This window comes from Microcoleus sp. AT3-A2 (assembly GCF_036705685.1).
Lineage (GTDB): Bacteria > Cyanobacteriota > Cyanobacteriia > Cyanobacteriales > Microcoleaceae > Microcoleus.
Genome location: NZ_JAUBVF010000027.1, coordinates 64058 through 87725, shown reverse-complemented (window position 1 = coordinate 87725; position 23668 = coordinate 64058). Strand labels below are relative to the sequence as shown.

Annotated in this window: 15 protein-coding genes; 11 read left to right on the top strand and 4 right to left on the bottom strand. The window is 48.6% G+C overall.

The features are described 5' to 3' along the window. Positions 1-36 precede the first annotated feature (36 nt). Both QUB37_RS16765 and QUB37_RS16760 read left to right on the top strand, forming a co-directional pair. A complete protein-coding gene (locus tag QUB37_RS16765) occupies positions 37-201 on the top strand; it encodes a zinc ribbon domain-containing protein (protein WP_333163928.1) in 165 nt (54 codons plus the stop codon). Between the two features lie 356 nt (positions 202-557). After that, entirely contained in the window at positions 558-1796 is a 1239-nt protein-coding gene (locus QUB37_RS16760; protein WP_333163926.1) for a response regulator, read from the top strand. 43 nt (positions 1797-1839) lie between these two features. On the opposite strand, the gene QUB37_RS16755 is transcribed toward QUB37_RS16760, so the two are convergent. Beyond that, complete coding sequence (locus QUB37_RS16755; RefSeq protein WP_333163923.1) at positions 1840-1968, bottom strand: hypothetical protein; 129 nt, start codon at positions 1966-1968, stop codon at positions 1840-1842. Between the two features lie 360 nt (positions 1969-2328). Between QUB37_RS16755 and QUB37_RS16750 the strand changes: the two genes are divergently transcribed. From QUB37_RS16750 to QUB37_RS16725, 6 genes are all read left to right on the top strand, one after another. Continuing rightward, positions 2329-2496: a hypothetical protein gene (locus tag QUB37_RS16750; RefSeq protein ID WP_333163921.1), complete on the top strand. Its 168-nt coding sequence runs from the start codon at positions 2329-2331 to the stop codon at positions 2494-2496. Next, entirely contained in the window at positions 2496-3029 is a 534-nt protein-coding gene (locus tag QUB37_RS16745) for a chemotaxis protein CheW (RefSeq protein WP_039887356.1), read from the top strand. Before QUB37_RS16750 ends, QUB37_RS16745 begins: the two co-directional genes overlap by 1 nt. A 148-nt stretch (positions 3030-3177) precedes the next feature. Beyond that, a complete protein-coding gene (locus QUB37_RS16740; protein ID WP_333163919.1) occupies positions 3178-6270 on the top strand; it encodes a methyl-accepting chemotaxis protein in 3093 nt (1030 codons plus the stop codon). 57 nt (positions 6271-6327) lie between these two features. Further along, positions 6328-7230 carry an HNH endonuclease gene (locus QUB37_RS16735; protein ID WP_333163916.1) on the top strand — a complete coding sequence of 301 codons (903 nt, stop codon included), beginning with the start codon at positions 6328-6330 and terminating at the stop codon, positions 7228-7230. 51 nt (positions 7231-7281) lie between these two features. Next, positions 7282-12597 (top strand): response regulator, encoded by a 5316-nt coding sequence (locus QUB37_RS16730; RefSeq protein ID WP_333163914.1) that lies wholly within the window; start codon positions 7282-7284, stop codon positions 12595-12597. A gap of 267 nt (positions 12598-12864) precedes the next feature. Continuing rightward, positions 12865-14115: a Rid family detoxifying hydrolase gene (locus QUB37_RS16725; protein WP_333163912.1), complete on the top strand. Its 1251-nt coding sequence runs from the start codon at positions 12865-12867 to the stop codon at positions 14113-14115. A 63-nt stretch (positions 14116-14178) separates the two neighbouring features. On the opposite strand, the gene QUB37_RS16720 is transcribed toward QUB37_RS16725, so the two are convergent. The 3 genes from QUB37_RS16720 to QUB37_RS16710 form a co-directional block, all read right to left on the bottom strand. Beyond that, on the bottom strand, positions 14179-14556 hold the full coding sequence (locus QUB37_RS16720) for a hypothetical protein (RefSeq protein ID WP_333163909.1): 378 nt from the start codon (positions 14554-14556) through the stop codon (positions 14179-14181). 4 nt (positions 14557-14560) lie between these two features. Beyond that, positions 14561-14776 carry a hypothetical protein gene (locus tag QUB37_RS16715; RefSeq protein WP_333163907.1) on the bottom strand — a complete coding sequence of 72 codons (216 nt, stop codon included), beginning with the start codon at positions 14774-14776 and terminating at the stop codon, positions 14561-14563. 376 nt (positions 14777-15152) lie between these two features. Beyond that, complete coding sequence (locus tag QUB37_RS16710; protein WP_333163904.1) at positions 15153-17306, bottom strand: polyribonucleotide nucleotidyltransferase; 2154 nt, start codon at positions 17304-17306, stop codon at positions 15153-15155. A gap of 217 nt (positions 17307-17523) precedes the next feature. On the opposite strand from QUB37_RS16710, the gene QUB37_RS16705 reads away from it, so the two are divergent. The 3 genes from QUB37_RS16705 (at position 17524) to QUB37_RS16695 (ending at position 23564) form a co-directional block, all read left to right on the top strand. Then, positions 17524-17718 (top strand): hypothetical protein, encoded by a 195-nt coding sequence (locus QUB37_RS16705; protein WP_333163902.1) that lies wholly within the window; start codon positions 17524-17526, stop codon positions 17716-17718. A gap of 75 nt (positions 17719-17793) precedes the next feature. Continuing rightward, a complete protein-coding gene (locus QUB37_RS16700; RefSeq protein WP_333163899.1) occupies positions 17794-22494 on the top strand; it encodes an SNF2-related protein in 4701 nt (1566 codons plus the stop codon). A gap of 242 nt (positions 22495-22736) precedes the next feature. Next, a complete protein-coding gene (locus QUB37_RS16695) occupies positions 22737-23564 on the top strand; it encodes an SWIM zinc finger family protein (RefSeq protein ID WP_333163897.1) in 828 nt (275 codons plus the stop codon). The last annotated feature ends 104 nt before the right edge of the window (positions 23565-23668 follow it).

Sequence of the window (23668 nt, the reverse complement as noted above, 5' to 3'; positions counted from 1 at the left end):
AGCCGGATGAGGTGAAAGTCTCAAGTCCGGTTCTGAATGAGAGGTGGGGAAAGTGATTTCCCCATCGACTCTAACTCTAACTGTGGAACAAAAAAAGAAACACTTTCCTTGAGCGAGAGAGTGTTTGAATGCTCCCATTGCGGATTGGTGATTGACCGTGACTTAAACGCGGCAATTAATTTGTCAAAAACCGTCAGTTAGGCGGGGTTAGCCTGTGGACTGGTGAGTGCCGACACCGCCAGGATGAAACAGGAAGTAAGCTTCACAATACTACTGAGTAGACTTGTCTAGTCATGAGTAGATGTGAGTAGGTCTTATGTAACGGAATACAAGGTGAAACTCTACACTTAGAGAATGCCGCGAGTTTCGCGGTTTCAGCTTGTGGACTGGTAGCGCGGCCGAGGATCGGCAGCAAGTATCGCCCTTTCGTCAATTCCCAATTGTGAGATCAGCATCAGCGCGTAAATTATTGAGGGAAACTAAAGTCAATATTTTCGCCAGCACACAGTCTTTCCGAGCTCAGACGCCAACGGTTTTAAGGAGGATACTTTAGCTGCATGCAGGGAAATTTGAGTGAAATAGACATCCGCAGCATCCTGCAATTGATTGAGTTAGGTCAGCGAACCGGAGAACTGTTCGTAGAGGCCTACACCTCCACCGGCAGCAGCACGGGTACTCAACCTACCCCGCGCTCCCTTGCAGGACAATCCTGGTATGTCTTCTGCTTCAACGGTCAGATTATTTACGCTACCCAGAGTGCGGGCAGTTTGTTTCGCTTGCGCGATTACCTGCGCCGCTACAAAGCAGATACCGCCCTCGACAAAATCCAAGTTCCCTATATGGCATCTACCAATGCCCCAGAATACGGCTACCTATGGGCCCTGCTAGAAAACCACATCCTCACCCCAGCTCAAGGGCGCAACATCATCCAGAGCATGATCCACGAAACCCTATTTGACTTGCTCAGTCTCCACCAGGGTTCCTTCACTTTTGAAATGGGCCCAGCTTTGGCTCCTCAACTGACCAGCTTAGAAATTAGCTCGCTGCTGGCCAAGATTGTCAAACAGGTGCAGCAGTGGAAGCAGTTTCACCCTCACATTCAGTCGCCCAACCAATGCCCGGTGATTTCAGATCCCTCCGAGCTGCGGGTCGCGCTGCCTGTCAATACCTTTAATACTCTCAGACGCTGGGCAGACGGGCACACTTCGATCCGCCAAATGGCGCGCTACCTCAACCGAGACGTGCTCACTGTCGCTAAGGCGATTTACCCCTTTGTGCAGCAGGGATTGGTGCAAGTATTTTACGAACCCTCTGTTGCCCCCACCAACAACAAAAAAGAATGGTCGTCCCCAGAAACCAAGGTTCCCAGAGTTGTCTGTATTGACGACGACAATACTATTCGCAAAACAGTCGAGTCAATTTTAAATGAACACGGTTACGAAGCTACCACGATCGGCAATCCCCTCCAAGCCCTGAGTTTGGTGTTTCCACTCAAACCCGATTTAATTCTGTGTGACATCGCCATGCCGGAACTCGACGGCTACGAAATTTGCGCTATGCTGCGTAGTTCTAGCGCTTTCCGGCAGACGCCGATCGTTATGCTGACCGGCATCGACGGATTTATCGACCGCGTTAAAGCCCGCATGGCCGGAGCTACAGACTTTTATACCAAACCTTTTGGTGAAAGTGAGTTATTGATGCTGGTAGAAAAATATGTAGGTCCGGGCTACCCTCGGCTCAATCTCTCGGAAAGATTATTAGACCGCTCGCTAGAAGACCAATTAGAAGAAAAATAAATTTCGCACCCATGCCATGATGGGAGCTTTTTTGTACCTGCGGTTAGATCAAGTCTCGGTCGTCACAAAGAGAAAGCTCGCGGACACTATTGGCGATCGCACCATAAACTAGAATGTATAAATCCGCGCGCTGGCGGGCGTCGGTAAAACTCTGTTCAATTTCTAGACCCAAGTGGGTCTAACACGCTCAAAGTGCAAATATAATATACTTGTTCTCCACTTGTAGCCGCTCCGAAAAACTGATGTACAGAGCTACTTATTGCTAGGTATTTCTATACAAAGTCAGAGAGTCCAATTCTCAGTCTTAAGTGACTCCGTTCATGATTGTCGCGACACCAGCCATGTCAACAACTCCTCGCTAATCCGAGTATCGGTTTAGCATTCATCGCAGAAATTACCCAGAGTTTTACCAATTGAGACGGCGGTGGGAGTACAAAGTGATGCTTTAGGAGTTTAATAATTAATTGTTCGTAGTCGATTTGAGCTACTTTGTAAGCATTGGTCGCGCGAATTTATTGATGGCAGTCAATTATTGACGGAGAAAATTTATTGCCAAGGGCCTCCGGCAGTCGCGCCATTCACCCCTTGGCTGTGCCAAGCTTGGCTGTGTCAAGTTTCGAGCATCGAAGTTTCGATCGGGTTCTTCTTGGCGGCGGGAAACCTCAACAATTTGCTAGAAATGCAGGTGTCAGAATTATGATTAGCGGTAGCCCAGACTTTATATTACCAGGACTAGGCGTAGATCCGGCTCCGGAATTCCAAGAACTAGAAACTCCCGAAGGTGAGCTGCACCTGCGGTTCTACGTTCCTTCGGGGAACGAGTTCGCACTGCCAGCGACAGGGATTAGAGAGGTACTATCCCCGTCCCCAGACCGCATGACACCGATCCCCAACGTTTCCTCTTTGCTTTTAGGTACGCTAAATATGAGAGGACGAGTGATTTGGGTGGCAGACCTAGGCCAATTTCTGGGAGACCAAACACCTCTGAACACAGATAGACCCGAAATCCCGATCGTGGCTGTGGAAGACCAAGACACGATTTTGGGGCTGGCAGTCGATCGAATTGTGGGGATGGACTGGCTCGACGTAGAGCAACTGCACTCTCAGAACAATGCACCAGACGGCATGATTCCATTTCTGAGGGGAGAATGGATGTTAGGTGCACCAGCTCAGAAAGTGCTCCGACTGCTAGATCAAGTGAAAATTCTGCGCTCGGCGCGGTGGGCAGCGTGAAATCGATTTTAGATTTGCGATTTGCGATTTTCGATTGAGGTCTAACCATCAACAGTCACACGACTTGAGGCGCGCATCTAAAACATTCAATTCAAGATAAAAATCAAAAATCTCAAATCTAAAATCTAAAATCCAAAGAGGGCGGCAAATGGCAACAAGTACCAACTTTCAGCAGGACTACCAACGGGCAGAAGCGGCCTACATGGATGGCAATTATTCAGAAGCCGCAGCCCTAGTTTATCAATTAGTAGAAGATTTTCCCGAAGACCCCAGCGCTCGCCTGCTGTGCGGACACATTTACTGCTACGGACTGCAACAGTATGAGGTGGCGCGGGAACAGTACACGGTTGTGCTAGGCCTGAGTGACGACCCAAGTTTGGTGGAACACGCTCACAACGGAATTACCTACACAGACCAATTTTTATCTGGAGAGCTGCAAACGGAAAATTTCGAGGCTTTGTCTGCTGAAACTGAATTAGAATTCTACCCAGACTTATCTCTCGATGAAGGGTTAGAAGACCCGGATTTGGGACTTTTCCAAGGAAATTCCCCATCCCTTTCCTATAGAAGTCAATCTCCAGACGACATGGAAAACGAGGACTTGGCCGACTTGGGCATGAGTGGCTTGGGGTGGGAAGCAGAAGACGACGATGGCGCAGGCTCAGTCCCAGATTTAGCCTCACATTCTAACCCCTTTGGTGGCGACAGCGGCGGAATGGCAGCTTATGCTGAGAACTCCGACTCGCTAGACATAGACGAGTTTGCCGACTCGGACTTTGGAGACCCTTTTGCCTTAGATGATGGAGGGTTTGATGCTGCTGACTTGTCTAGCAGCAAACTGTCTGGTTCAAGCGCACCTTACTCAGGAGATTCGTTTTCAGAAGCTCCGACTCAGATGCTCAACGGTCAAAGTTTTGCCTCTTCAGAAACCGGGAATTCCTTCGACTCGAACCAACTAGACTCCCCCATCGGGCCCTCGGACAATTTTGGCGAACCTTTTGGTGCGCTCGATTTGCCAGACGAATTTGACGATAACTCCGACTACGACTACCAATCCCCGCCCCAGAGTGGCCAAAATTACGGTCATAACGCACCTGGGGCCGAAGAGGAAGACCCCTTTGCCGAGGCGATGCCCTCGTCGGGTTTCGGGTCTGCTCGAACTCAAAACAAACAGCCGAATAACGGGTCAGACTACTCGTCAAACTATTCGGTGGCGGAAGACGAAACGCTGTTGATGGGAGGTGCTGTCCCCAACTCTCAAAGCCAAAGGTCGAGCCGGGGACAATTTAATTCAGTCGATCCAGCCTCCTCTAACAGCAACGGTTACAGCGACTCGGAACCCCCGGCATTTGGATCTAGAGACAACTTCGAGTTAGATGCTTTTGATGACGATGCTTTTAGCGATTCTTTCTCTTTCGACGAAAACGAACAAGCGACAGCTTTCGGGGCGTCCGACAAGAACAACAGCGCCTGGTCGTCAAAAGCTGGGAACGCTCAAGAACACAGCGACTTTTTAGACGAATTTGACGAATTTGACGATTTGGGCAATTTGCCTGACTTTGATATCTCAGAAGATGCCAGCAGTTCGATATTGACTAGAGGTAACACCAATTTCGGCAACTCGACCAGCGGCATGATGGGAACGACAGGCAGCAGCCTGGACTTTGACAACAGCGATGGCTCAGCAATTCGGGATGACGAGATATTTAGCATAAACGGCCCGGCTGATGCGTCGGTGCCGACTTTTTCTCCCAGTGAAACAGAAGCGCTCGATACTTCGGTAACAGTAGAACAGGGGGGACTGGCTTTCTTGGAAAATGCCCCTTTGTTTACAAAACAGTTGTACACGGCAATCGGGGCGGGACTGGTTTCTCTGGTAGCTGTGGCTTTCGTCACCAACATTGCCTCCTATCAAGCTCTGCGGCAAGACAAACCGGAGGCGATCGTTTATCTGCGCCAAACAGGCTGGGTAATGACCGCAGCAGCAGGCTTTACGAGCTTTTTAACTTCTTGGGGCATCGGCCAGTTGATCGCCAAGCAGGTACGCAAGTCGTCGGATAATTTGCAAGCTCAGTTCGATGCCGTATCTCAAGGAACTTTGGATGCTCGAGCTACGGTTTACTCGGAAGATGAATTTGGCAAAATGGCTGCTAAATTCAACCACATGGCCAAGGTCATCCAAACCACGATTAGCGATACCAGGCGCAAGTCTGACGAGCAGGAACAGGCAAAAGAAGACTTGCAACGCCAAGTGATTCGCTTGCTAGACGACGTGGAAGGAGCGGCCCGGGGTGACTTGACGGTGACTGCGGAAGTGACCGCAGACGTTTTGGGTGCTGTTGCTGACTCGTTTAACTTGACAATTCAAAATCTGCGCGAAATCGTCCATCAGGTGAAGCAGGCGGCGCGGGAGGTCAGCAAAGGTGCTACTGATAGTGCTAAGTTTGCTGGCGATTTGTCTTCCGACGCGCTGCGGCAAGCTGAGGAACTGGCGGCAACGCTCAATTCGGTGCAAGTCCTCACCGACGCGATTCAGCGGGTCGCAGAGAGCGCTAGAGAGGCAGAAGAAGTGGCCCGGGGCGCGGCGGCAACGGCTCTGAAAGGAGGCGAGGCTGTGGAGCGGACGGTGGCCGGGATTTTGGAAATTCGAGAAACAGTAGCAGAAACCACGAGAAAAGTCAAGAGGTTGGCGGAAGCTTCTCAAGAAATTTCTAAGATTGTGGCTTTAATTGCGACGATCGCCTCCCGGACGAATTTGTTGGCCCTCAACGCCAGTATTGAGGCGGCGAGAGCTGGGGAAGCGGGCAGGGGTTTTGCGATCGTGGCAGACGAGGTGCGACAATTGGCAGACCGATCGGCTAAGTCTTTGAAAGAAATCGAACAGATCGTGATGCAAATTCAAAGCGAAACCGGCGCGGTAATGACGGCGATGGAAGAAGGGACGCAGCAGGTTATTGAGGGCACAAAATTGGCAGAACAGGCGAAGCGATCGCTTGAAGATATCATTCAAGTAACTAACCGAATTGACGTGTTAGTGCGATCGATTACTGCCGACACTGTAGAGCAAAACGAAACAGCTCGCGCGGTCGCCAGTGTGATGCAGGCTGTCGAGCTGACCGCTCAGGAAACGTCCCAAGAAGCGCAGCGAGTTTCGGGTGCTTTGCAAAATTTGGTGGGCGTTGCTCGCGACCTTTTGACATCGGTGGAAAGATTCCGAGTAGAAACAGCAGAAAGGCAGTAATCAATTGTCTAATGCTTTTTTTGCTGGCTGATTTACAAGCACGTTAGTGTGGCAAAAATGGCAGACAAAAAGCAACCTCGCAGTCTTGAAACCGCTGCGGGGATGCCAATCCAACACCTAAACAAAGTAGGAGTTGCACAGATGGACGATAACATAGTAGAGGTAATACCTGGTATATTTGGTGAAGTTCAGCCGACGGGCTGTATTATCTCTACCCTAACCAAATCTAGCAGTGGCTATGCCAATAAAAGACTTCGCATTAACGGTGAATGGAAAACGTTTACTGTCCACCGTTTAGTATTAGAAAATATCTTAGGTCGTCCGATTAGACGGGAATACTTTGCTTGCCACACTTGTGATGTCCGCAACTGCATTAATCCAAACCATTTATGGGAAGGTTCTAGACTAGAAAATTCTCAAGATAGGTTTAAGAAAGGACGAATTAAAGATGTAGGAAGTACATCTGCGCCGAAACCTCAAAAACAAGTGCGAGGCATAGAAGTAATTCCAGGCATTCGCGCTGAAATACAGCCGAACGGCTGCATGATTTGTACCTTGGCTAAAAGAAGTGATGGTTACGCCATTAAAGGTACTAAAATTAAGGGCAAAACTCAAAGCTTCTACGCTCACAGACTGGTACTGGAACACAAACTGGGAAGGCCGGTCAAACCCGGTTATTTTGCGTGTCACAGTTGCGACGATCGCGGTTGTGTCAATCCCGACCATTTGTGGGAAGGAACCCCCGCCGATAACTCCCGCGATGCTATAGAAAAAAACCGCTTTCCTTTCGTTCCAGGCAAGATATGTCCTAACCGCAAACTCAAACCCGAACAAGTGCGGGAGATTCGCTATCTTTTAAGTGAGGGCATATCGAAAGCAAAAATAGCCAGGACATTTGCCATATCTCGCAGCCAGATTATTCTCTTGGCAAGGGGCGAGATATACAGAGACTTTTTCTAGAACTACTAACATAGACCCAATACAATAACGCTTAAAATCAGGAATAAAACTATGCTGCCGGAGCAACAACAGAGGATAATGGGCTACTTTATTGAGGAGGCAAAAGACCACCTCAATACGATCGAACAAGGCTTGCTGAATCTGCAAACCACGATCGAAGACCCAGAACTGGTCAACGAAGTATTTAGGGCCGCTCACTCTGTCAAAGGAGGAGCAGCAATGCTGGGGCTGACGAGCATTCAGCAAACAGCTCACCGACTAGAAGATAGTTTTAAAGTTTTAAAAGAGTGCAGCGTTAAAGTAGACCAACAGCTAGAGTCCCTGTTTCTGCGAATTTTTGACACGTTGCAAGGGCTGTTAGAGCAACTGTCGGGGCCTTTTGGACTGACAGAAGAATTGGGAGAACAGATGGTTCGAGAATTAGAACCAGTATTTGAAGAACTCAACGGACACTTGGGGGGACTCGTTGGACACGGAGAACACCATGCAGACGAGAGCTACGCGATGCCAGTACCCGAACAAGTTATGGCGGGGGTGGGAGTCGGGGCCTTTGCCTCATCAAAGAGTTTTCCAGATTCGCGGTCAGTTTACGCACCTGATGTCAGAGAAACAGAAGACAGCGCGCTGCTGCTAGTATTTGACTCAGACGTGCCGGCGAGGATGCGGGAACTCCTGCAAGAGTTCAAACAGCCCGAAGGCCCAGAAAGCAGGCGGCAACTCAAGAATATTTGTCGGAACTTGCTCAGGGCAGGGGAAGAATTTGAACTGCCCTGCTGGATAGAATTGATCCAAGCTGTATCCAAGGCGATCGCCAACCCAGAAAATAGCTACCGTACCTTAGCCCCAACGGTGATCAAAGACATCAAACAAGCGCAAGAACTGGTAATTTCTGGTCTAGAATCGTCGATCGCACCAAGCGCAAAACTTCTGTCACTGCAGCCGGCTGTTCTAGTTCCAGAAACAGATTTTGAAGATTTGCTGGCCTTTGCTCAACCGAGTAAATCCGGGAAAAATGTGGTTTCTGTTGAGGATGAGGCCTGGGATCTGGTCGGTTCGGGCGATGCCCCGGATGGATTGAACAAGTTGCTGCCGACTATTTCTGGGCTGAGTATAGACGAGCTGTTCGACCAACTCGACAGCGGCGACAGCAACGATGACAGTGGCATTCGATCGTCCCAGTTCGACGAAGATTCCGCCTTCGCAGAATCGGATATGGAGACGGGTGCTTTTAGAGGCTCGACCCGCACAGGCCCAGAAGTGGGCGCTGCAGAACTCAACACCTTAGCTGACTTGTTTGACGGCGAGTCCCCCGATCTCGACGGCGCTTGGGAAGAAGAAGAAGACCTCGAATATGCACAGTCTTCTGGGATATCGGCGGCGGGAATGCTGGGTTTAGACGACGACAATTCCGGCGATTTTACTGATTTGTTGTTTGACGAATACGATGCGGAAAGTTCCGAAATGAAAAGGACGCCTCCGATTGACGACCTGACAAGTTTGTTTGGCGAGGATTTGCTGTTTGGAGAGGAGGCACAGGACTCGGCAGTAGCTGGCGGTCAGAAAAATGGGGGTTCTAGCCAGCGGTTAACTCGCAAACAGCTTAAAAAGGGTAACGGTAGGGGCGGTTTGGAGCGGCGAGACGACACGGTGGCCCCAGCCAGGGGACAAGCTGACGAAGATGCTCTCGGTACGCTGTTGGACGAAGTGGCGGCCCAAACTTCTGCTGGTGTTACGGACAATTCTGATTTCGATAACTTGTTCGGCGATTTAGGCTTATCTGAGGCAACAGGTGGGCCGGCAGTCTCTTCGGAGTATTCCCTGAAGTCTGAGGCTTTAGACGGAGAATCGAAGAAGCCTGCAGCAGGGGGGGGCAATAATGATTCAGCGGATGCCGAAGCGCTTGCTCTCCCTGAAATGGATGATTTCGAGTTGCTCTCTGAGCTTGGCGAGGATTCGGATTTGAGCGAGCTGTTGGGGATTACTTCTAATTTCCTTTCTTCAGAAGACGAAGGTGGGGAGAACGGGGGCGATCGAGATCAAGCTGCAAACATCCCACAAAATGAGGAAATGGGCAACGTTCTTAACATGACATCAAATTCTGATTTAGATATCTCTGCGGATGAAAACTGGCTAGAAGATGCTTTCGGCATGGAAGACGAGTCTGTGCAATCGCTCAACCTGGAAGTGGAGGATACAGATTTAGATGCGCTGTTTGGGGATATGACCTCGGACGCGATTTCTGAGGATGAACAGACTGTGCGGGATCGGCAAGGAGCGGCTACTTCCCGAGAAGCCGCAGATTTGACTGAGCTGTTCGGTTCTGTACCTACTGGTACTGAGTATGACGGAGAAGCTTCGGGGCAAGCCCGTGGGGGTTGGCCCAATGATGGGGATTCAGAATTGCTGAGTGCGGATGTGGGAGTTGATGAGGGCGACTTGGGGAGTTTGTTTGAGAACAATGGTGCGGCTGTTTCCGACCAAGGCTTGGCAAATTCGGCAGAGGTTGAACTTGGGGCTTTGTCGGATGATCGTCCTGAGTCGGAAATTTCAAATGTCGAATCTGATGAGGGCGCAGCTTTCGATTTCTTGGAGGATATGTTTGGGGAGGGCATGGTGCAGCAGGGCGATGCGGGATCGGTGCCAGATGACGGCGCTGCTGTGGCTCAAGAGGAGTTGTCTGCCCAACCTCCCGATGGTTTGTTCGACGAGGCGAGTGCGGATTTGTTCGATCGAGCCGAAACAGATGTCGCCGGGGAGTATGAGGGCGAAGATGATTTGTTTGATGCCCTGGAAACTGATTTTTCGAGTGTGGATTTAGAGGCACTGCCTGCTGAATCTCTCGATGGTATGTTTGAGGGCGATGCTGACTTGCTCTCGGCGATGGAAACCGGGGCTACTCTCAACAACGCAGAGTTGGAGGGTTTTGATGATTTGTTGGATTCGATCGATGCTGAGGTTCTGGTGACTTCGGAACTGACGACGGGCTTTTGGGACGCCGAGGACGAGTCGGCCGAGGCAGATTCCTCGGAGTTGGAAGAGGGATCGCTGGCAGACTTTTTTGACGAGGGCGAATCAGGCGATGAGGATGATGCCGAAGGCAATTTTGACGATTTAGAAGCTCTGTTAATCGCAGGGGGTGCGGGAGCTGTAATAGCAGCTTCTGCGAGTAAAAATCAGAGTCCGGTAAATACAGAAGTTTTCTCGGATCTCGAAGAACTCCTCAGCGAGAGCGCAACTATGCCGGAAATTTCTGCACCGGCGACAACTGCCAGTAAAGCCGCGCGCGCTGCTGCCGAAGAGAGCGACGACGAATTTGGCGATTTGGAAAAACTGCTGGAAGATCCCAAGGACAGCGGCCGCCAAGGGGAAGGCAATATGGGGCCGTCGGCGATCAACAGACCCAGGCGCAATATGCGCGGGTACGGGCTCGGCGACCAGACAATGCGGGTGCCGATCAAGCAACTGGATAACCTCAGCAATTTGATGGGGGAACTGGTGGTGAACCGCAACAGTTTGGAGCAAGACCAAGAACGGATGCGGCAGTTTTTGGACAATTTGCTCCACCAGGTAACGCTGCTGAGCGATGTGAGCCAGCGGACTCAGGATTTCTACGAGCGGAGTCTTTTGGAGATTGCTTTGCTGGCAAACCGTCAGGGACATCGATCGGCCTGGCGCTCTGAGGATTCGGCCCACACGAGGGAAAGTGCCTGGAGACCGGAGGAAATGGACAGGTTTACTCCTTTCCACAGTTTGGCTCAGGAGATTATTGAGCTGATCGTGCGGGTGCGGGAGTCAGCGGCGGACATTGAGTTTTTAGTGGATGAGGCGGATCAGGTAACTCGCCAACTGCGCCAAGTTACGACTCAACTGCAAGAAGGTTTGACTCGCGCCCGGATGAAGCCGTTTGCGGAGACGACGGACAGGCTGTTCCGGGCAGTGCGGGAAATTGCGATTAAGTGCGGGAAGCAGGCTCAGTTGCAGGTTGAGGGTAAGGAGATTTTGATCGACAAGATGATTGTGGATCAGCTATATGACCCGATGACTCACTTGGTGAACAATGCCATTACTCACGGGATCGAAGCGCCGGAGGTGCGTCTGGCGGCTGGGAAGCCTGCAGTGGGCAGGATTACGATTCGCGCTTTCCACCAAGGGAATCAAACGGTGGTTTCGGTTTCTGACGACGGGGCGGGAATTGATCCGCAACGGGTGAAGGCGAAGGCGATTAAGCAGGGTATGCTGACGGCGGCTCAGGCTCAGAGGATGTCTCGCTCGGAAGTTTACGATTTGCTGTTTATGCCCGGTTTCAGCACTCAGGAACAGGCGACGGAGTACGCCGGCCGGGGGGTCGGTATGAATGTGGTGCAGACTTCCTTGCAGGAGATTCGGGGAACTGTGTCGATCGATTCAACCATCGGCAAGGGGACTGTATTTACCATCCGTTTACCTCTGGTGTTGAGCATTTCTAAGGCTCTGACTTGCATTAGCGATCGAGCTCGCATTGCTTTCCCGATGGATGGGGTCGAGGATATGATCGATGTGCCTCGCGATCAGGTGACGACGGGGGCGGACGGTTTGCCTTGCATTGAGTGGCGGGGTCAAAGCTTGCCGTTCCGGCCGCTGCGGGATTTGCTGGCTTACAACCGCCATTTGGGACGGGGCAGTGTTTACGGGTTTAATACTGACGATGACATGATTTCGGTGATCGTGCTGCGGTCTGCAGGCAATTTCTTGGCGGTGCAGGTGGATCAGGTTTCGACGGAACAGGAAATTGTGATCAAACCGTTGGAGGGGCCGGTGCCGAAGCCGATCGGGATTGCTGGGGCCACCGTGCTCGGGGACGGTCGGATCGTGGCGATTGCAGACGTTCTGGAACTGATCGATTTGGCTACCGGAAGGCTGCGTAAGGACACTGGCGGTACGCTTTGGGATGAGAGCGAGAAGGCTACTAAGGAGGCGGAAATCGAGAAGACTGAGCCGACTGTGCTGATTGTCGATGACTCGATTACGGTGCGATCGCTCTTGTCGATTACTTTCGAGAAGTCTGGCTATCGTGTGGAAGAAGCTCGCGACGGTAAGGAAGCTTGGGAAAAGATGAAATCTGGTCTGCCTTGCGATATCGTGTTCTGCGATATTGAGATGCCGAGAATGGACGGTTTGGAACTACTTTCTCGGATGCAGAAAGATGCTGTTTTGTGTGAATTGCCGATCGCGATGCTAACTTCTCGCGGTGCTGACAGACACCGCCAAATGGCTTACAGTTTGGGCGCTAAGGGCTATTTCACTAAGCCTTATTTGGAGGAGCAATTGCTTGATGCTGCTTCTCGGATGTTGAAAGGTGAGGTTGTTGGTGCTCCGGTTGGTGTGTAATGTGTAAATCGGCATTTATCTGCGGTTGAAAAATGCGAATTTGTTAACCACAGATAAGAATTGATAGACGCGGATTCACGCAGATAATCTCTAATTTATCTGCGTGAATCTGTGTTTATCTGCCTCTATCTGCGGTTGCAAAAATGGGAATTTGTTAACCGCAGATGAAAATGGATTAACGCGGATTGACGCAGATGTTCGATCGCGCTTTCGGTTTTGGTGGTAGGCTGGGAATGTGGGGTGTAGCGGAAGGGCGAGGGGTTATTAATGAACGCTGAAGAACTTTTAGAAAAATACGCTAAAGGCGCTCGTCAATTTGCGAAAGCACAGTTAAGTGGGGCAGACCTTAAAGGTGCTGATTTGAGTGGCATCAACTTAGACAATGCAAATCTTTCAGGTGCAGATTTGAGTGAAGCAATTCTAACAGGTGCATACCTTCAAAGTACAAACCTCACTAAAGCATCGCTGAGAGGTGCTAATTTAAGTTGCGCCATTGCTGGCTCAGCGAATCTCAACTGGGCAGACCTTAGCGGTGCAGATTTGACCAGGGCTAACCTTAGTAGTGCTCTTTTAAATTATGCTGACTTAGAGCGGGCAACTCTGATAGCAGCAAACTTAAATAATGCTAAATTAGTTCGCACCAATTTAGACGAAGCAAATTTGAGCGGTGCAAGTCTAGATAGTACGGACATACGTCTAGCTTCTTTGTATAAAGCAAACCTAAGTAAAGCGAATCTGAATAAGGCTGATTTGACTGAGGCAGATTTGCGGGAAGCTGACTTAACTATGGCAAATTTGAATGAGACAAATTTGACTGAGGTAAAACTTCAAAAAGCTAAGTTTCCGAAAGCTATTCTGCACGGCGTTGATCTGTCAAGAATGAATTTGACTAATGCAAATCTAGAAAGAGCCAATCTGCGAGGAGCCAACTTAATGAGAGCAAATCTAAGTACAGCAAGTTTGAAAAGGGCAGACTTGACTGGTGCTCAAATCTATGGCTGGAATATCGAAAATGCAGACTTAACTGGTACAATAATGCCCGATGGAGAAATCTACCAGCCTGAAACCTCTGACGGAGAAATCTATCAGCCTGAAACTTCGGAAAAATTATCCCAAAAAGTAACATCTATGACGCGCAAAATTATTCGTACTGACAAAGCACCGGCACCCGTGGGCCCTTACAATCAAGCGATCGCCGCTACGGGCACTATGCTGTTTGTAGCTGGTCAAATTGCGATCGACATTAGACTAAACGATATTGTCTACACCGACGATGTGGCAAAACAAACCGAACAAGTTATGGCAAATCTCGAAGCCATTCTCACAGAAGCCGGCGCTACTTGGTTGGATGTGGTAAAAACTACGGTTTTCCTTAAAGATATGAATGATTTTGCTGCTGTGAATGCGGTTTATGCGAAATATTTTGATGCGGAAACTGCACCGGCTCGCGCTTGTGTGGAGGTTTCGCGTTTGCCGAAAGATGTGTTAGTTGAGATTGACTGCATTGCTGTGATTTGATTTCATCTTCTGTTAGATGCCCGGCTTATTCAAGAAGTCGGGTATCTGGAATATTCTGTTTTTTTAATGTTTTTGCAGTTGGGAAACTTGAATTTTCGGCAATTCTTTCCATTCGGGTTCAATGGGTGAGTAGCAACAGTAGCACACCGCTAAACAGTCGTATTCAGCATTCGGAATTTCAGGCGTGTACTCTTCTACGCGCGAAACCTCCCAATCTCCCCAGCGAACGTGAGTGCTGGCAGCAGGGAATTTAGGATCGGCACTCTCCTTAAATTGGGCAAAGTTTCGCAGGCGATCGCCAGTTTTAGGAAGAGGTTTGTCTGAGTAGTCGTAGTGTTCTGCTAGGATACTTGTAAGAGCACCTGTATGCGAAAGCAATCTATCCTCCCATCCAGGGGAAGAAAGCGATTCCGTTTTGAAAATGATCAACCGTTTTGGCATTGATTTATTCCTCTCTCTCATGTTCGGGTTCGTATGGACTCGGTGGAAACTCTGTCAACCCTTCAAAGACACAATCAACCTTAAGTATCGAATCGTTTGTTTTTTCCCATCGGATTAATTCCCATCCCTGACGCTTAGCCATTTGATCGCATTTCTCTGGATCAGTTGCACTATGACGGCTAATATTCTCGTCTGGATCGTAGCGAGGTCTTAATGTCATCTTTATCTGCGTTTTTCTACAGACGCTGATGAAAATAAAACCTGCTATCTTCACCTGCGATGTCTGCGGTTTACAAGCCCTTATCCTATCATTTATAGTAACTATCTAAGCATACTTTATATTTTATTCAGTCCCCCTTTGCTGGGACTTCATTTATGTAGTTGCGGCTTTAACCGCCGAGGGTAAAGTGCGCGACTTTATTAACTTCTACAGCCGATCGCACTTTTGTCGATCTGTCGCTGTCGCGCACCTACTCTCAAATCAATCTGAAACAATCAGATTTAATCTCAATTAGCAATTAGCAATTACTAATCACCAGTTAGCAATTAGCAATTAGCAATTACTCTATAAGTAATTACCAATTACCAACCGTAAACTATTTATTCAGCGCTTCGCGGGCGGCTACCGCTTCGTCGGGATGAATATTCAAGCGGGTCAAATTAATTCGACCTTTATTGTCAATTTCTCGCACTTTGACAATCACTTCATCGTTCACAGCTAACTCGTCTTCCACTTTGCCAACGCGGTAGTCGGCTAACTGGGAAATGTGAATCATTCCTTCTTTTCCGGGCAAAATTTCCACAAAAGCGCCGATCGGAATAATTCGAGTTACGCGGCCAACATACACATCTCCTGCATTCAACTTGCGCGTCATGCCTTGGACAATGTTGTAAGCCCGCTGAGCTTTTTCGCTGTCGTTGCCAGCAATTGTCACGGTTCCGTCGTCTTCGATGTCTATTTTGACACCGGTTTCTTCGGTGATGGCTTTGATCGTTTTGCCACCTGGCCCAATTACCAAACCGATAAATTCTGGATCGATTTTCAGGGTTAGCAAACGCGGTGCAAACGGCGACATTTCCTTGCGGGGAGTGTCGATGGTTGCCAGCATTCTTTCTAAAATGTGCAGTCTGGCCGGTTTGGCTTGGCGGATGGCGGTGGCAATCACATCTAAGGGCAAACCTTTGATTTTCATGTCCATCTGCAAAGCAGTAATCCCGGTGTCGGTACCGGCTACTTTGAAGTCCATGTCGCCTAAAAAGTCTTCAATTGCCTGAATGTCAGTCAAAATTCGGACTTCATCGCCTTCTTTAATTAAGCCCATTGCCGCGCCGCTGACGGGTTGGGAAAGGGGAACGCCTGCATCCATTAATGCTAGCGTTGAGGCGCAAACTGAACCCATTGAGGTCGAACCGTCGGAAGAAAGGATTTCGGAAACTACGCGAATCACGTAGGGGAAATCTTCTTTGGATGGCAAAACCGGCAGTAAAGCGCGTTCTGCGAGGGCTCCGTGACCGATTTCTCGGCGTCCGGGCGATCGCATCGGCTTGGTTTCTCCCACGGAAAACGGCGGGAAATTGTAGTGATGTAGGTAGCGTTTGTCTTGCTGCGGGTGCAAGTCGTCTCCTAAGTCTTGGGCGTCGCCTGGGGTTCCCAGGGTAGCTGCGGACAACACTTGAGTCAAGCCCCGATTAAACAACGCACAGCCGTGTACTCGCGACGGCAGCACGCCTACGCGACAAGAAACGGGTCGCACCTCGTCTAGCTTGCGACCGTCTACACGGATGCCATCTTCGAGGATCTGCTTCCGCATCATTTTTTTGGTAACGTCTTTGAAAACGTTGCCGATCGCCTTGCTGTTGGCGGTGGCGGCTAGTTTTACCGGATCGTCTTCCGAGAGTTCGGCGATCGCAGATTCGACTGCATTTGCCTTAACTTCGTCCAATGCTGCATTCCGTATTGTTTTGTCTTTTTCAAATCTTGACAAAATGATGCGGATGGGTTCTTGGGCGCGATCGCGAATGAAGGTTTCCAGGGCCGAATCTTGCGATGGCCGTTCCTCTACCACCAAATCGATGCCCAATTCCGCCATAATTTCGCGCTGGGCTTGAATCAAGTCACAGGCTGCTTCATAGCCGAAGTCGATCGCCTCGATGATATCCTGTTCCGGCAATTGGTTGGCGCCGGCTTCTACCATGATTACTCCGTCAGGAGAACCAGCTACCACGAGATCCAACTCGCCTTCTCTGATTTCGCTGTAGGTTGGGTTGATGATGAAATCGTCCCCTACCAAACCGACTCGCACTGCCGCCATCGGCCCGTAAAACGGCATTTTCGCCAGCAGTATCGCCACCGAAGCCCCCGTCACCGCCAAAACGTCCGGCGGCACTTGTTCGTCCATCGAAACCGTTGTGGCTACAACTTGGATGTCATCTCGCAGCCAGCTTGGAAATAGCGGACGCAGCGGTCGATCGATCAAACGGCCAGTCAAAGTCACTTTTTCCGGGGGGCGCCCTTCCCTTCGCAAAAATCCACCGGGAATTTTACCGCCAGCGTAAAGTCTCTCTTCGTAATCCACCAACAGGGGCAGGAAATCAATTCCTTCTCTCCCCTGCGATCGAGTCGCTGTCACCAAAACTGCCGTGTCACCCGACTGAATCAAAACTGCACCGCCTGCTTGAGGCGCTAGTAAACCAATCTTCAGTCTAATATCCCGTCCATCGAAGGATATTGACTTGTCTATCTCTACCATGTAGCACTGCTTCCTTATCTACCACATTCTTTCTCTGTCGGGATCGTAACATTACCACAGGATGTTTGAGAGTCCGACGCCAAAAGACAGGGATAATCGCGTCGCGATCGACTCTCTGTGTCTCGATTCTAAGCATTTATACTCTAAAATTATTTTTGGCAGTCTGGGGTCGGTTCTCCGGTCGATCGTCCGCTAAACGCCTTCCATAGATGGTACGATGAATTTTCGTTTGGGAATTGGGACGTTGAAGGAAGAAGAAGGAAGAAGGAAGAAGGAAGAAGGAAGAAGGAAGAAGGAAGAAGGATTTAGTTATCTAGGACAGGGAAGAAGCGGTAAGGTCCGCACGGCTCACCTAAATATACAGGTTCTACCTAATTCCTATCAGGCTCAAAATATCCTCGGTTTGTTTTAAATAAAAATTTCATAAATTCCATATAAATGCTGTAGTCAACCTCGCACTTAAATACAAATATCAGGGTAAAAAAATATGGCTATTTTACACGGCAGTTGGCTCGTAGAGAATGAAAAAACTTGCTTATTTATTTGGGGAGAAACTTGGCGAAAAATTGAACCCATTGAAACCATAGAATCGGGTATAAATTTACCACATCCCTTAGCAATGACCGAATCGGAATTTAGGATTTTCCTAAATTCGTTGCAGCAGTCGGGAAAACTGGATTGGCAATTACCGGAAACCGCAGAAAATCCATCGGAAAAAAGCAAAAAAACTAGGCGGTCTCCCAAAACTCAAAACGCAGAAATTACAGCCCCAAACTCCTCAATTAAAAGGGAAATTCGGGCGATCGCACTTCCCACCCAAATCTCAGAATCGAACGCAAACCTGATGCCGCAGCACTCAGCAGCAGCACTTGAGGAACCAGCTAAAACAGACGAAATTTACCTTTATCCCTGGCAAGTAGAGGGTTTTTGTCTCAACCCTCAAGCAGCTTTTGTTTTCTTGCAATCACTACCGCTTAACAGCACGGAACCAGACTCTTTTGTTGGCTCAGATTTACGTTTTTGGTCTCATGTTGCTAGGTGGAGTTTGGATTTGTTGGCAAGATGCAAATTTTTGCCGGGATTACAGAAACAGTCCGACGGTTCTGCTATTGCCAAATGGCAACCCCTGTTAGATAGTTCTACAGACATACTCCGCCTCGGCACTTTTGTCAAGCAAATGCCAACTGCTTGCCGAACATATCAATTGAAGGAAGAAGGAAGAAGGAAGAAGGAAGAAGGAAGAGGGGAAAAGGAAGAAGAATCGAGTCAATTGCCTTTAGCTGTGGATTTGCCGATGGGGGCTGAGGAATTAGTGTTAGGCTTTTTGAGCAGTATTGTAGATAGTCAAGTGCGATCTGCTGGTAGCTCTACTTTAGACATCAAAGCAGTTTCTCCTGTGCGCGACTGGCTGCAAGCTTTGCAGCAGGAATCTGGGATTGTGCAAGTAGAAACAGCAGCCTTGGAAAACTTGGCAACCAAGCTGAGTGCTTGGACTGCACCGCTGCAAAACCAATTATCTCAACAAAGTCAATTTCGCACTTGCTTTCAACTCATACCGCCGTCTCCTGGTAAAGCAAACTGGAATTTAAATTATTGCTTGCAAGCTGCAGATGAAACGGAATTTTTGGTTGACGCGACAACTATTTGGAACAACTCAGTCGAGCGTTTGGCTTATGCGGGGCGGACAATAGAATTGCCCCAAGAAACTTTGCTCAGCGGCTTGGGTTTAGCCTCCAAACTTTATCCCTTAATTGAACCGACTTTGCAAGCACAGCGGCCTCAATCTTGCCAATTAAATCCGCTGCAAGCTTACGAGTTTATTAAGTCTGTAGCTTGGCGGTTTGCTGATAGCGGCTTGGGCGTAGTTTTGCCGCCGAGTTTGACAAAGACAGATGGTTGGGCGAGTCGTTTGGGTTTGAGCATTCAAGCGGAAACTCCGAAAGTGACTCCGGCGAAAGGCGGGGTGGGATTGCAAAGTCTGCTAAATTTTAAGTGGGAATTGACGATCGGCGGACAGCGCCTTTCTAAGGCAGAATTTGACAGATTGATCGCGTTGAATTCGCCTTTGGTGGAAATTAACGGCGAGTGGGTGGAGTTGCGCGCGCCGGATGTGAAAGCGGCTCAAACTTTTTTTGCCAGCCGCAAAGAGCAAATGACTCTTTCTTTGGAGGATGCTTTGCGCTTGGCGTCGGGCGATTCTCAGATGATCGAGAAATTGCCTGTGGTGAATTTTGAGGCTACGGGTCAACTTCAGGAATTGTTGAATACTTTGAGCGATAATCAAGCGGTAAGTGCGATCGCAACTCCGGCTAGTTTCCGAGGACAATTGCGGCCTTATCAAGCGCTAGGAGCAGGCTGGTTGGCATTCTTAGAACGCTGGGGTTTGGGCGCTTGTCTCGCGGACGATATGGGGCTCGGTAAATGCTTATTACCACAAAGTTTGCTTTTTATCAATGGTTTTTTACAAAAAGCTGAAAAAATATGGGAAGCTTATGCCGGAAAAACAGAATTCGACGGTGAGGGCTTTTGGTCAGAACCTAACGAGCAATTACTGGTAAATTCCATAAATCAGGAAACAGGCAAAATTGTACAGGCGACTATTCGACGACTTTATCGCCAGCAAGTGCAAGAAAAGTTGCGAACAATCAAACTACAAGATGGTAGCAGCATCACAATTACCCGCCGCCACAAATTGTTAGGACGCGATGGCTGGACAAATGACCTCAAGGTTGGAGATTATGTTTGCGTTCCTGCTAAATTGTATTGGGAAGGAAAGCCGGAAGATCCCGATTTGGTAAAGTTTCTGGCTTGGCAGATTGCTGAGGGATATGAGCAGCGCGATCAAGCAATGCTCACAATAACGCAGAAAGATGTGGCAGTTCTTGAAGAATTGCGTTTCACACTTCACCGTTTAAGCAAAAAGTATGGGATAAAAATAAATAATCCTGCTGTTCGTACTCCCGGTAAGGAAAGAGCAGCATATTTAGCTGTGTGTAGTCGATCGTACCAAAGCTTTCTTGAGGCTAAAGGCTACGAGTGGGGGAAACTGTCAGCCGAGAAAAGCTTCCCACAATTTATCATGCAAGCCAATCTTGACAGCATACGAATTTTCCTCAAAAACTACTTTGATGCTGAAGGTTCTGTCATTCCTAAAATGCGGACTATCGAAATTAGCACCGCTTCGCCTTTAATCATCCAACAACTTTCTACACTGCTGCGGCGCTTTGGAATTTGGCTGCGAATCGCCACTAAGCAGAAACGCGCCACCAATGGCAGCGGTATTTTTCGCACGTATTACATCGGCACTTTCGGCGGTAACTCAGCGCGCATATTTTTGCAGGAAATTGGCTTCGGTGATTCCGAAAAACAGCGTAAATTAGAGCAGATTTGCGAAGTTAGTGCCAATACAAATGTCGAAGGAATTCCGGTTTCGGATCTTGTTGCCGATGCAGTGGAGATGACCAAACTGCCACTACGGCATTTCGGAATGCACAATCCTGTTTATATTAACGGTTCCCAGCAGTTTTCCCGCATCAGCCTAGGAAAGGTGGTAGCAGGTATGGAAAATGTGCTTGGTGGTTCCGCAGAACATGAGTACCGCCAGCTAAAGCCTTCTAAATGGACGAATCAGACCCTAGAGGCTTATGCAAATCTCAATGTAGCGCAGCTAGATAGTGTCCGAGAAAATTTGCAACTTATACTCGATCGCGAAGTATTTTATTGCAGAATAGAGGAAATTGAGGATTTTGAGTACAGCGGGTGGGTCTATGATTTTGAGGTGGGCAAACATCACAATTTTGTTGCCAATAATATCTTGTGCCACAATACTATTCAGCTAATTACTTTTCTGCTGCATTTACAAGAACAAGATGCCCTAGAAGCGCCAACATTACTGGTTTGTCCGACATCGGTATTGGGCAATTGGGCGCGGGAAGTCAAGAAATTTGGCCCGACGCTGAAAGTGTTAGTTCACCACGGAGATAAACGCGCTAAAGGAAAAGCATTTGCGACGGCAATTAAGGGAAAGGATTTAATAATTACCAGTTACGCCTTGGTGTTCCGCGATGCGAAGGAATTTCAAGGCATTAAATGGCAAGGATTGGTTTTAGATGAAGCGCAAAATATTAAAAATTCCGAGGCGAAGCAGTCGCAAGCAGTGCGACAAATTGAGGCATCTTTTAGAATTGCGCTGACGGGAACTCCGGTGGAAAATAGACTGCAAGAATTGTGGTCAATTTTGGAGTTTCTCAATCCTGGCTATTTGGGGCCGCGCAATTTCTTTCAGCGCCGATTTGCAATTCCGATCGAGAAATACGGAGATAGGGAATCTTTGCAGACTTTGCGATCGCTCGTTCGGCCTTTCATCCTCCGCCGCCTGAAAACAGACAAAGAAATCATCCAAGATTTGCCCGAAAAACAGGAGATGACTGTATTTTGTGGGCTGGCGGCTCAACAGGCGGTATTATATCAGAAAATAGTCGAAGAGTCAATAGCTGAATTAGAGTCAGCCGAAGGTATTCAGCGCCGGGGAATGATTCTGGCTTTGCTGGTAAAACTCAAGCAACTTTGCAACCATCCGGCTCTTGTGAAAGCAGAAGCTAAGCCGAAAGAATTGGAGATTAAGAGTCAGGAATCGGGGAAATTGCAGCGGTTGGTGGAAATGTTAGAAGAGGTGCTCGCTGAGGGCGATCGGGCTTTAATTTTCACTCAATTTGCTGAATGGGGAAAACTCCTGAAACCACATCTAGAACAGCATTTAGGGCGAGAAGTTTTGTTCTTGTACGGAGGAATTCGGCAACAGCAGCGGGAAGAAATGATCGATCGCTTCCAGCACGACCCCCAAGGCCCGCCGATTATGATTTTATCTTTAAAAGCAGGCGGGACAGGTTTGAACTTAACCAGAGCAACCCACGTTTTCCACTATGACAGATGGTGGAATCCCGCAGTAGAAAATCAGGCAACTGACCGCGTATTTCGCATTGGTCAAACCCGCAATGTGCAAGTCCACAAATTTGTCTGTACGGGTACGTTAGAGGAGAAAATACACGATATGATTGAAAGCAAAAAAGCTCTAGCCGAACAAGTAGTCAGCGCCGGCGAAAACTGGCTCACCGAGCTAGATACAGACCAACTTCGCAATTTACTAATTCTCGATCGCAATGCTATCATAGAAACAGAAGAAGAATAATATGATTAATTACAAATTCCCCACAGCACGACACGGATGTCACGGATACACGGATAGCTGTTTTTTCCTTTCTGACTCCAGCATCCCAATTTAGCGTTTCTAAATCATTTGTGAATTTCTTACTCCCTCCCCTTACTAAGGGGAGGGCTGGGGTGGGGTAAAAAATTTACAACTCATTTAGGATTGCTATTACCAATGCCCAATGCCCGATGCCCAATTCCCAATTCCCAATTCCCAAATAAATGATTGACAGAGAATGGTGGACACAACAGTGGTTAGATTTAATCAATACCTACCGCTTCAAAAAGCGCTTAGAACGTGGCTGGCAATATGCACGCGAAGGTAAAGTTCTCAGCATTAACTTCCCTAACCAAGAAGTAATTGCCATAGTTCAAGGAACCGATCCCAAACCCTATCAAGTTTCTTTAGGACTCGATACCTTGACAGATGAAGATTGGGATTATGTGATTGAAAATATGTCGCAAAGAGCAGTTTTTTCAGCTAAACTCTTAGCAGGAGAAATGCCGCACAATATTGAAGATGTATTTGCAGCAGCCGGCAAAACGCTATTTCCCTTAAGTTTATCTGATATTCGATCGCGCTGTAGCTGTCCTGACCCCAAAAACCCTTGCAAACACATCAGTGCAGTATACTACTTATTGGGCGATCGCTTCAGTGAAGACCCCTTCGTACTCTTTCAAATGCGGGGGAGAACCAAAGAGCAAATCTTGACAGCACTCCGTCAAAGACGAGGTACACAAGGAGAGGAAAATTCCCAACTCAACTCCGGCGAAAATGCCCCCACTACGAATTCTAAATTGCCAAAGGTCGATCGCTTTTGGGAATACAATCAGCAGCTAGAATCATCTTTAGTAGTTATTGTACCCCCACCCAGCAGCGAAACAGTATTAGATATCTTAGGCCCAATTCCCCTCGCCACCGACGGAAAAGGAACCGCTAGCAAATCATCGCCCGCATCTGACGCACTCAAGCAGCATTTTAGCAAAATCTACCAAGCAGTTAGCCAGCAAGCAGTTTTAGCAGCACTGAAACGGGGCGAAGGAGATTAATATAATTTCCTAGCAGAGAAGATAATAGGGACTATGGCTGGTAACAAATCAGGCTTTAATACCTCTTTTATTCTTTAGTCCCTGTCTGCTGGAACGAGAGTTTG

Excerpts from the sequence above, each read along its gene's own strand:
- QUB37_RS16730 (WP_333163914.1), top strand. The coding sequence starts at position 7,282 with ATGCTGCCGGAGCAACAACAGAGGATAATGGGCTACTTTATTGAGGAG.
- QUB37_RS16705 (WP_333163902.1), top strand. The coding sequence starts at position 17,524 with ATGAATTTTCGTTTGGGAATTGGGACGTTGAAGGAAGAAGAAGGAAGA.
- QUB37_RS16725 (WP_333163912.1), top strand. The coding sequence starts at position 12,865 with ATGAACGCTGAAGAACTTTTAGAAAAATACGCTAAAGGCGCTCGTCAA.
- QUB37_RS16695 (WP_333163897.1), top strand. The coding sequence starts at position 22,737 with ATGATTGACAGAGAATGGTGGACACAACAGTGGTTAGATTTAATCAAT.
- QUB37_RS16720 (WP_333163909.1), bottom strand. The coding sequence starts at position 14,556 with ATGCCAAAACGGTTGATCATTTTCAAAACGGAATCGCTTTCTTCCCCT.
- QUB37_RS16735 (WP_333163916.1), top strand. The coding sequence starts at position 6,328 with ATGGCAGACAAAAAGCAACCTCGCAGTCTTGAAACCGCTGCGGGGATG.
- QUB37_RS16740 (WP_333163919.1), top strand. The coding sequence starts at position 3,178 with ATGGCAACAAGTACCAACTTTCAGCAGGACTACCAACGGGCAGAAGCG.
- QUB37_RS16760 (WP_333163926.1), top strand. The coding sequence starts at position 558 with ATGCAGGGAAATTTGAGTGAAATAGACATCCGCAGCATCCTGCAATTG.
- QUB37_RS16715 (WP_333163907.1), bottom strand. The coding sequence starts at position 14,776 with ATGACATTAAGACCTCGCTACGATCCAGACGAGAATATTAGCCGTCAT.
- QUB37_RS16710 (WP_333163904.1), bottom strand. The coding sequence starts at position 17,306 with ATGGTAGAGATAGACAAGTCAATATCCTTCGATGGACGGGATATTAGA.
- QUB37_RS16765 (WP_333163928.1), top strand. The coding sequence starts at position 37 with ATGAGAGGTGGGGAAAGTGATTTCCCCATCGACTCTAACTCTAACTGT.
- QUB37_RS16700 (WP_333163899.1), top strand. The coding sequence starts at position 17,794 with ATGGCTATTTTACACGGCAGTTGGCTCGTAGAGAATGAAAAAACTTGC.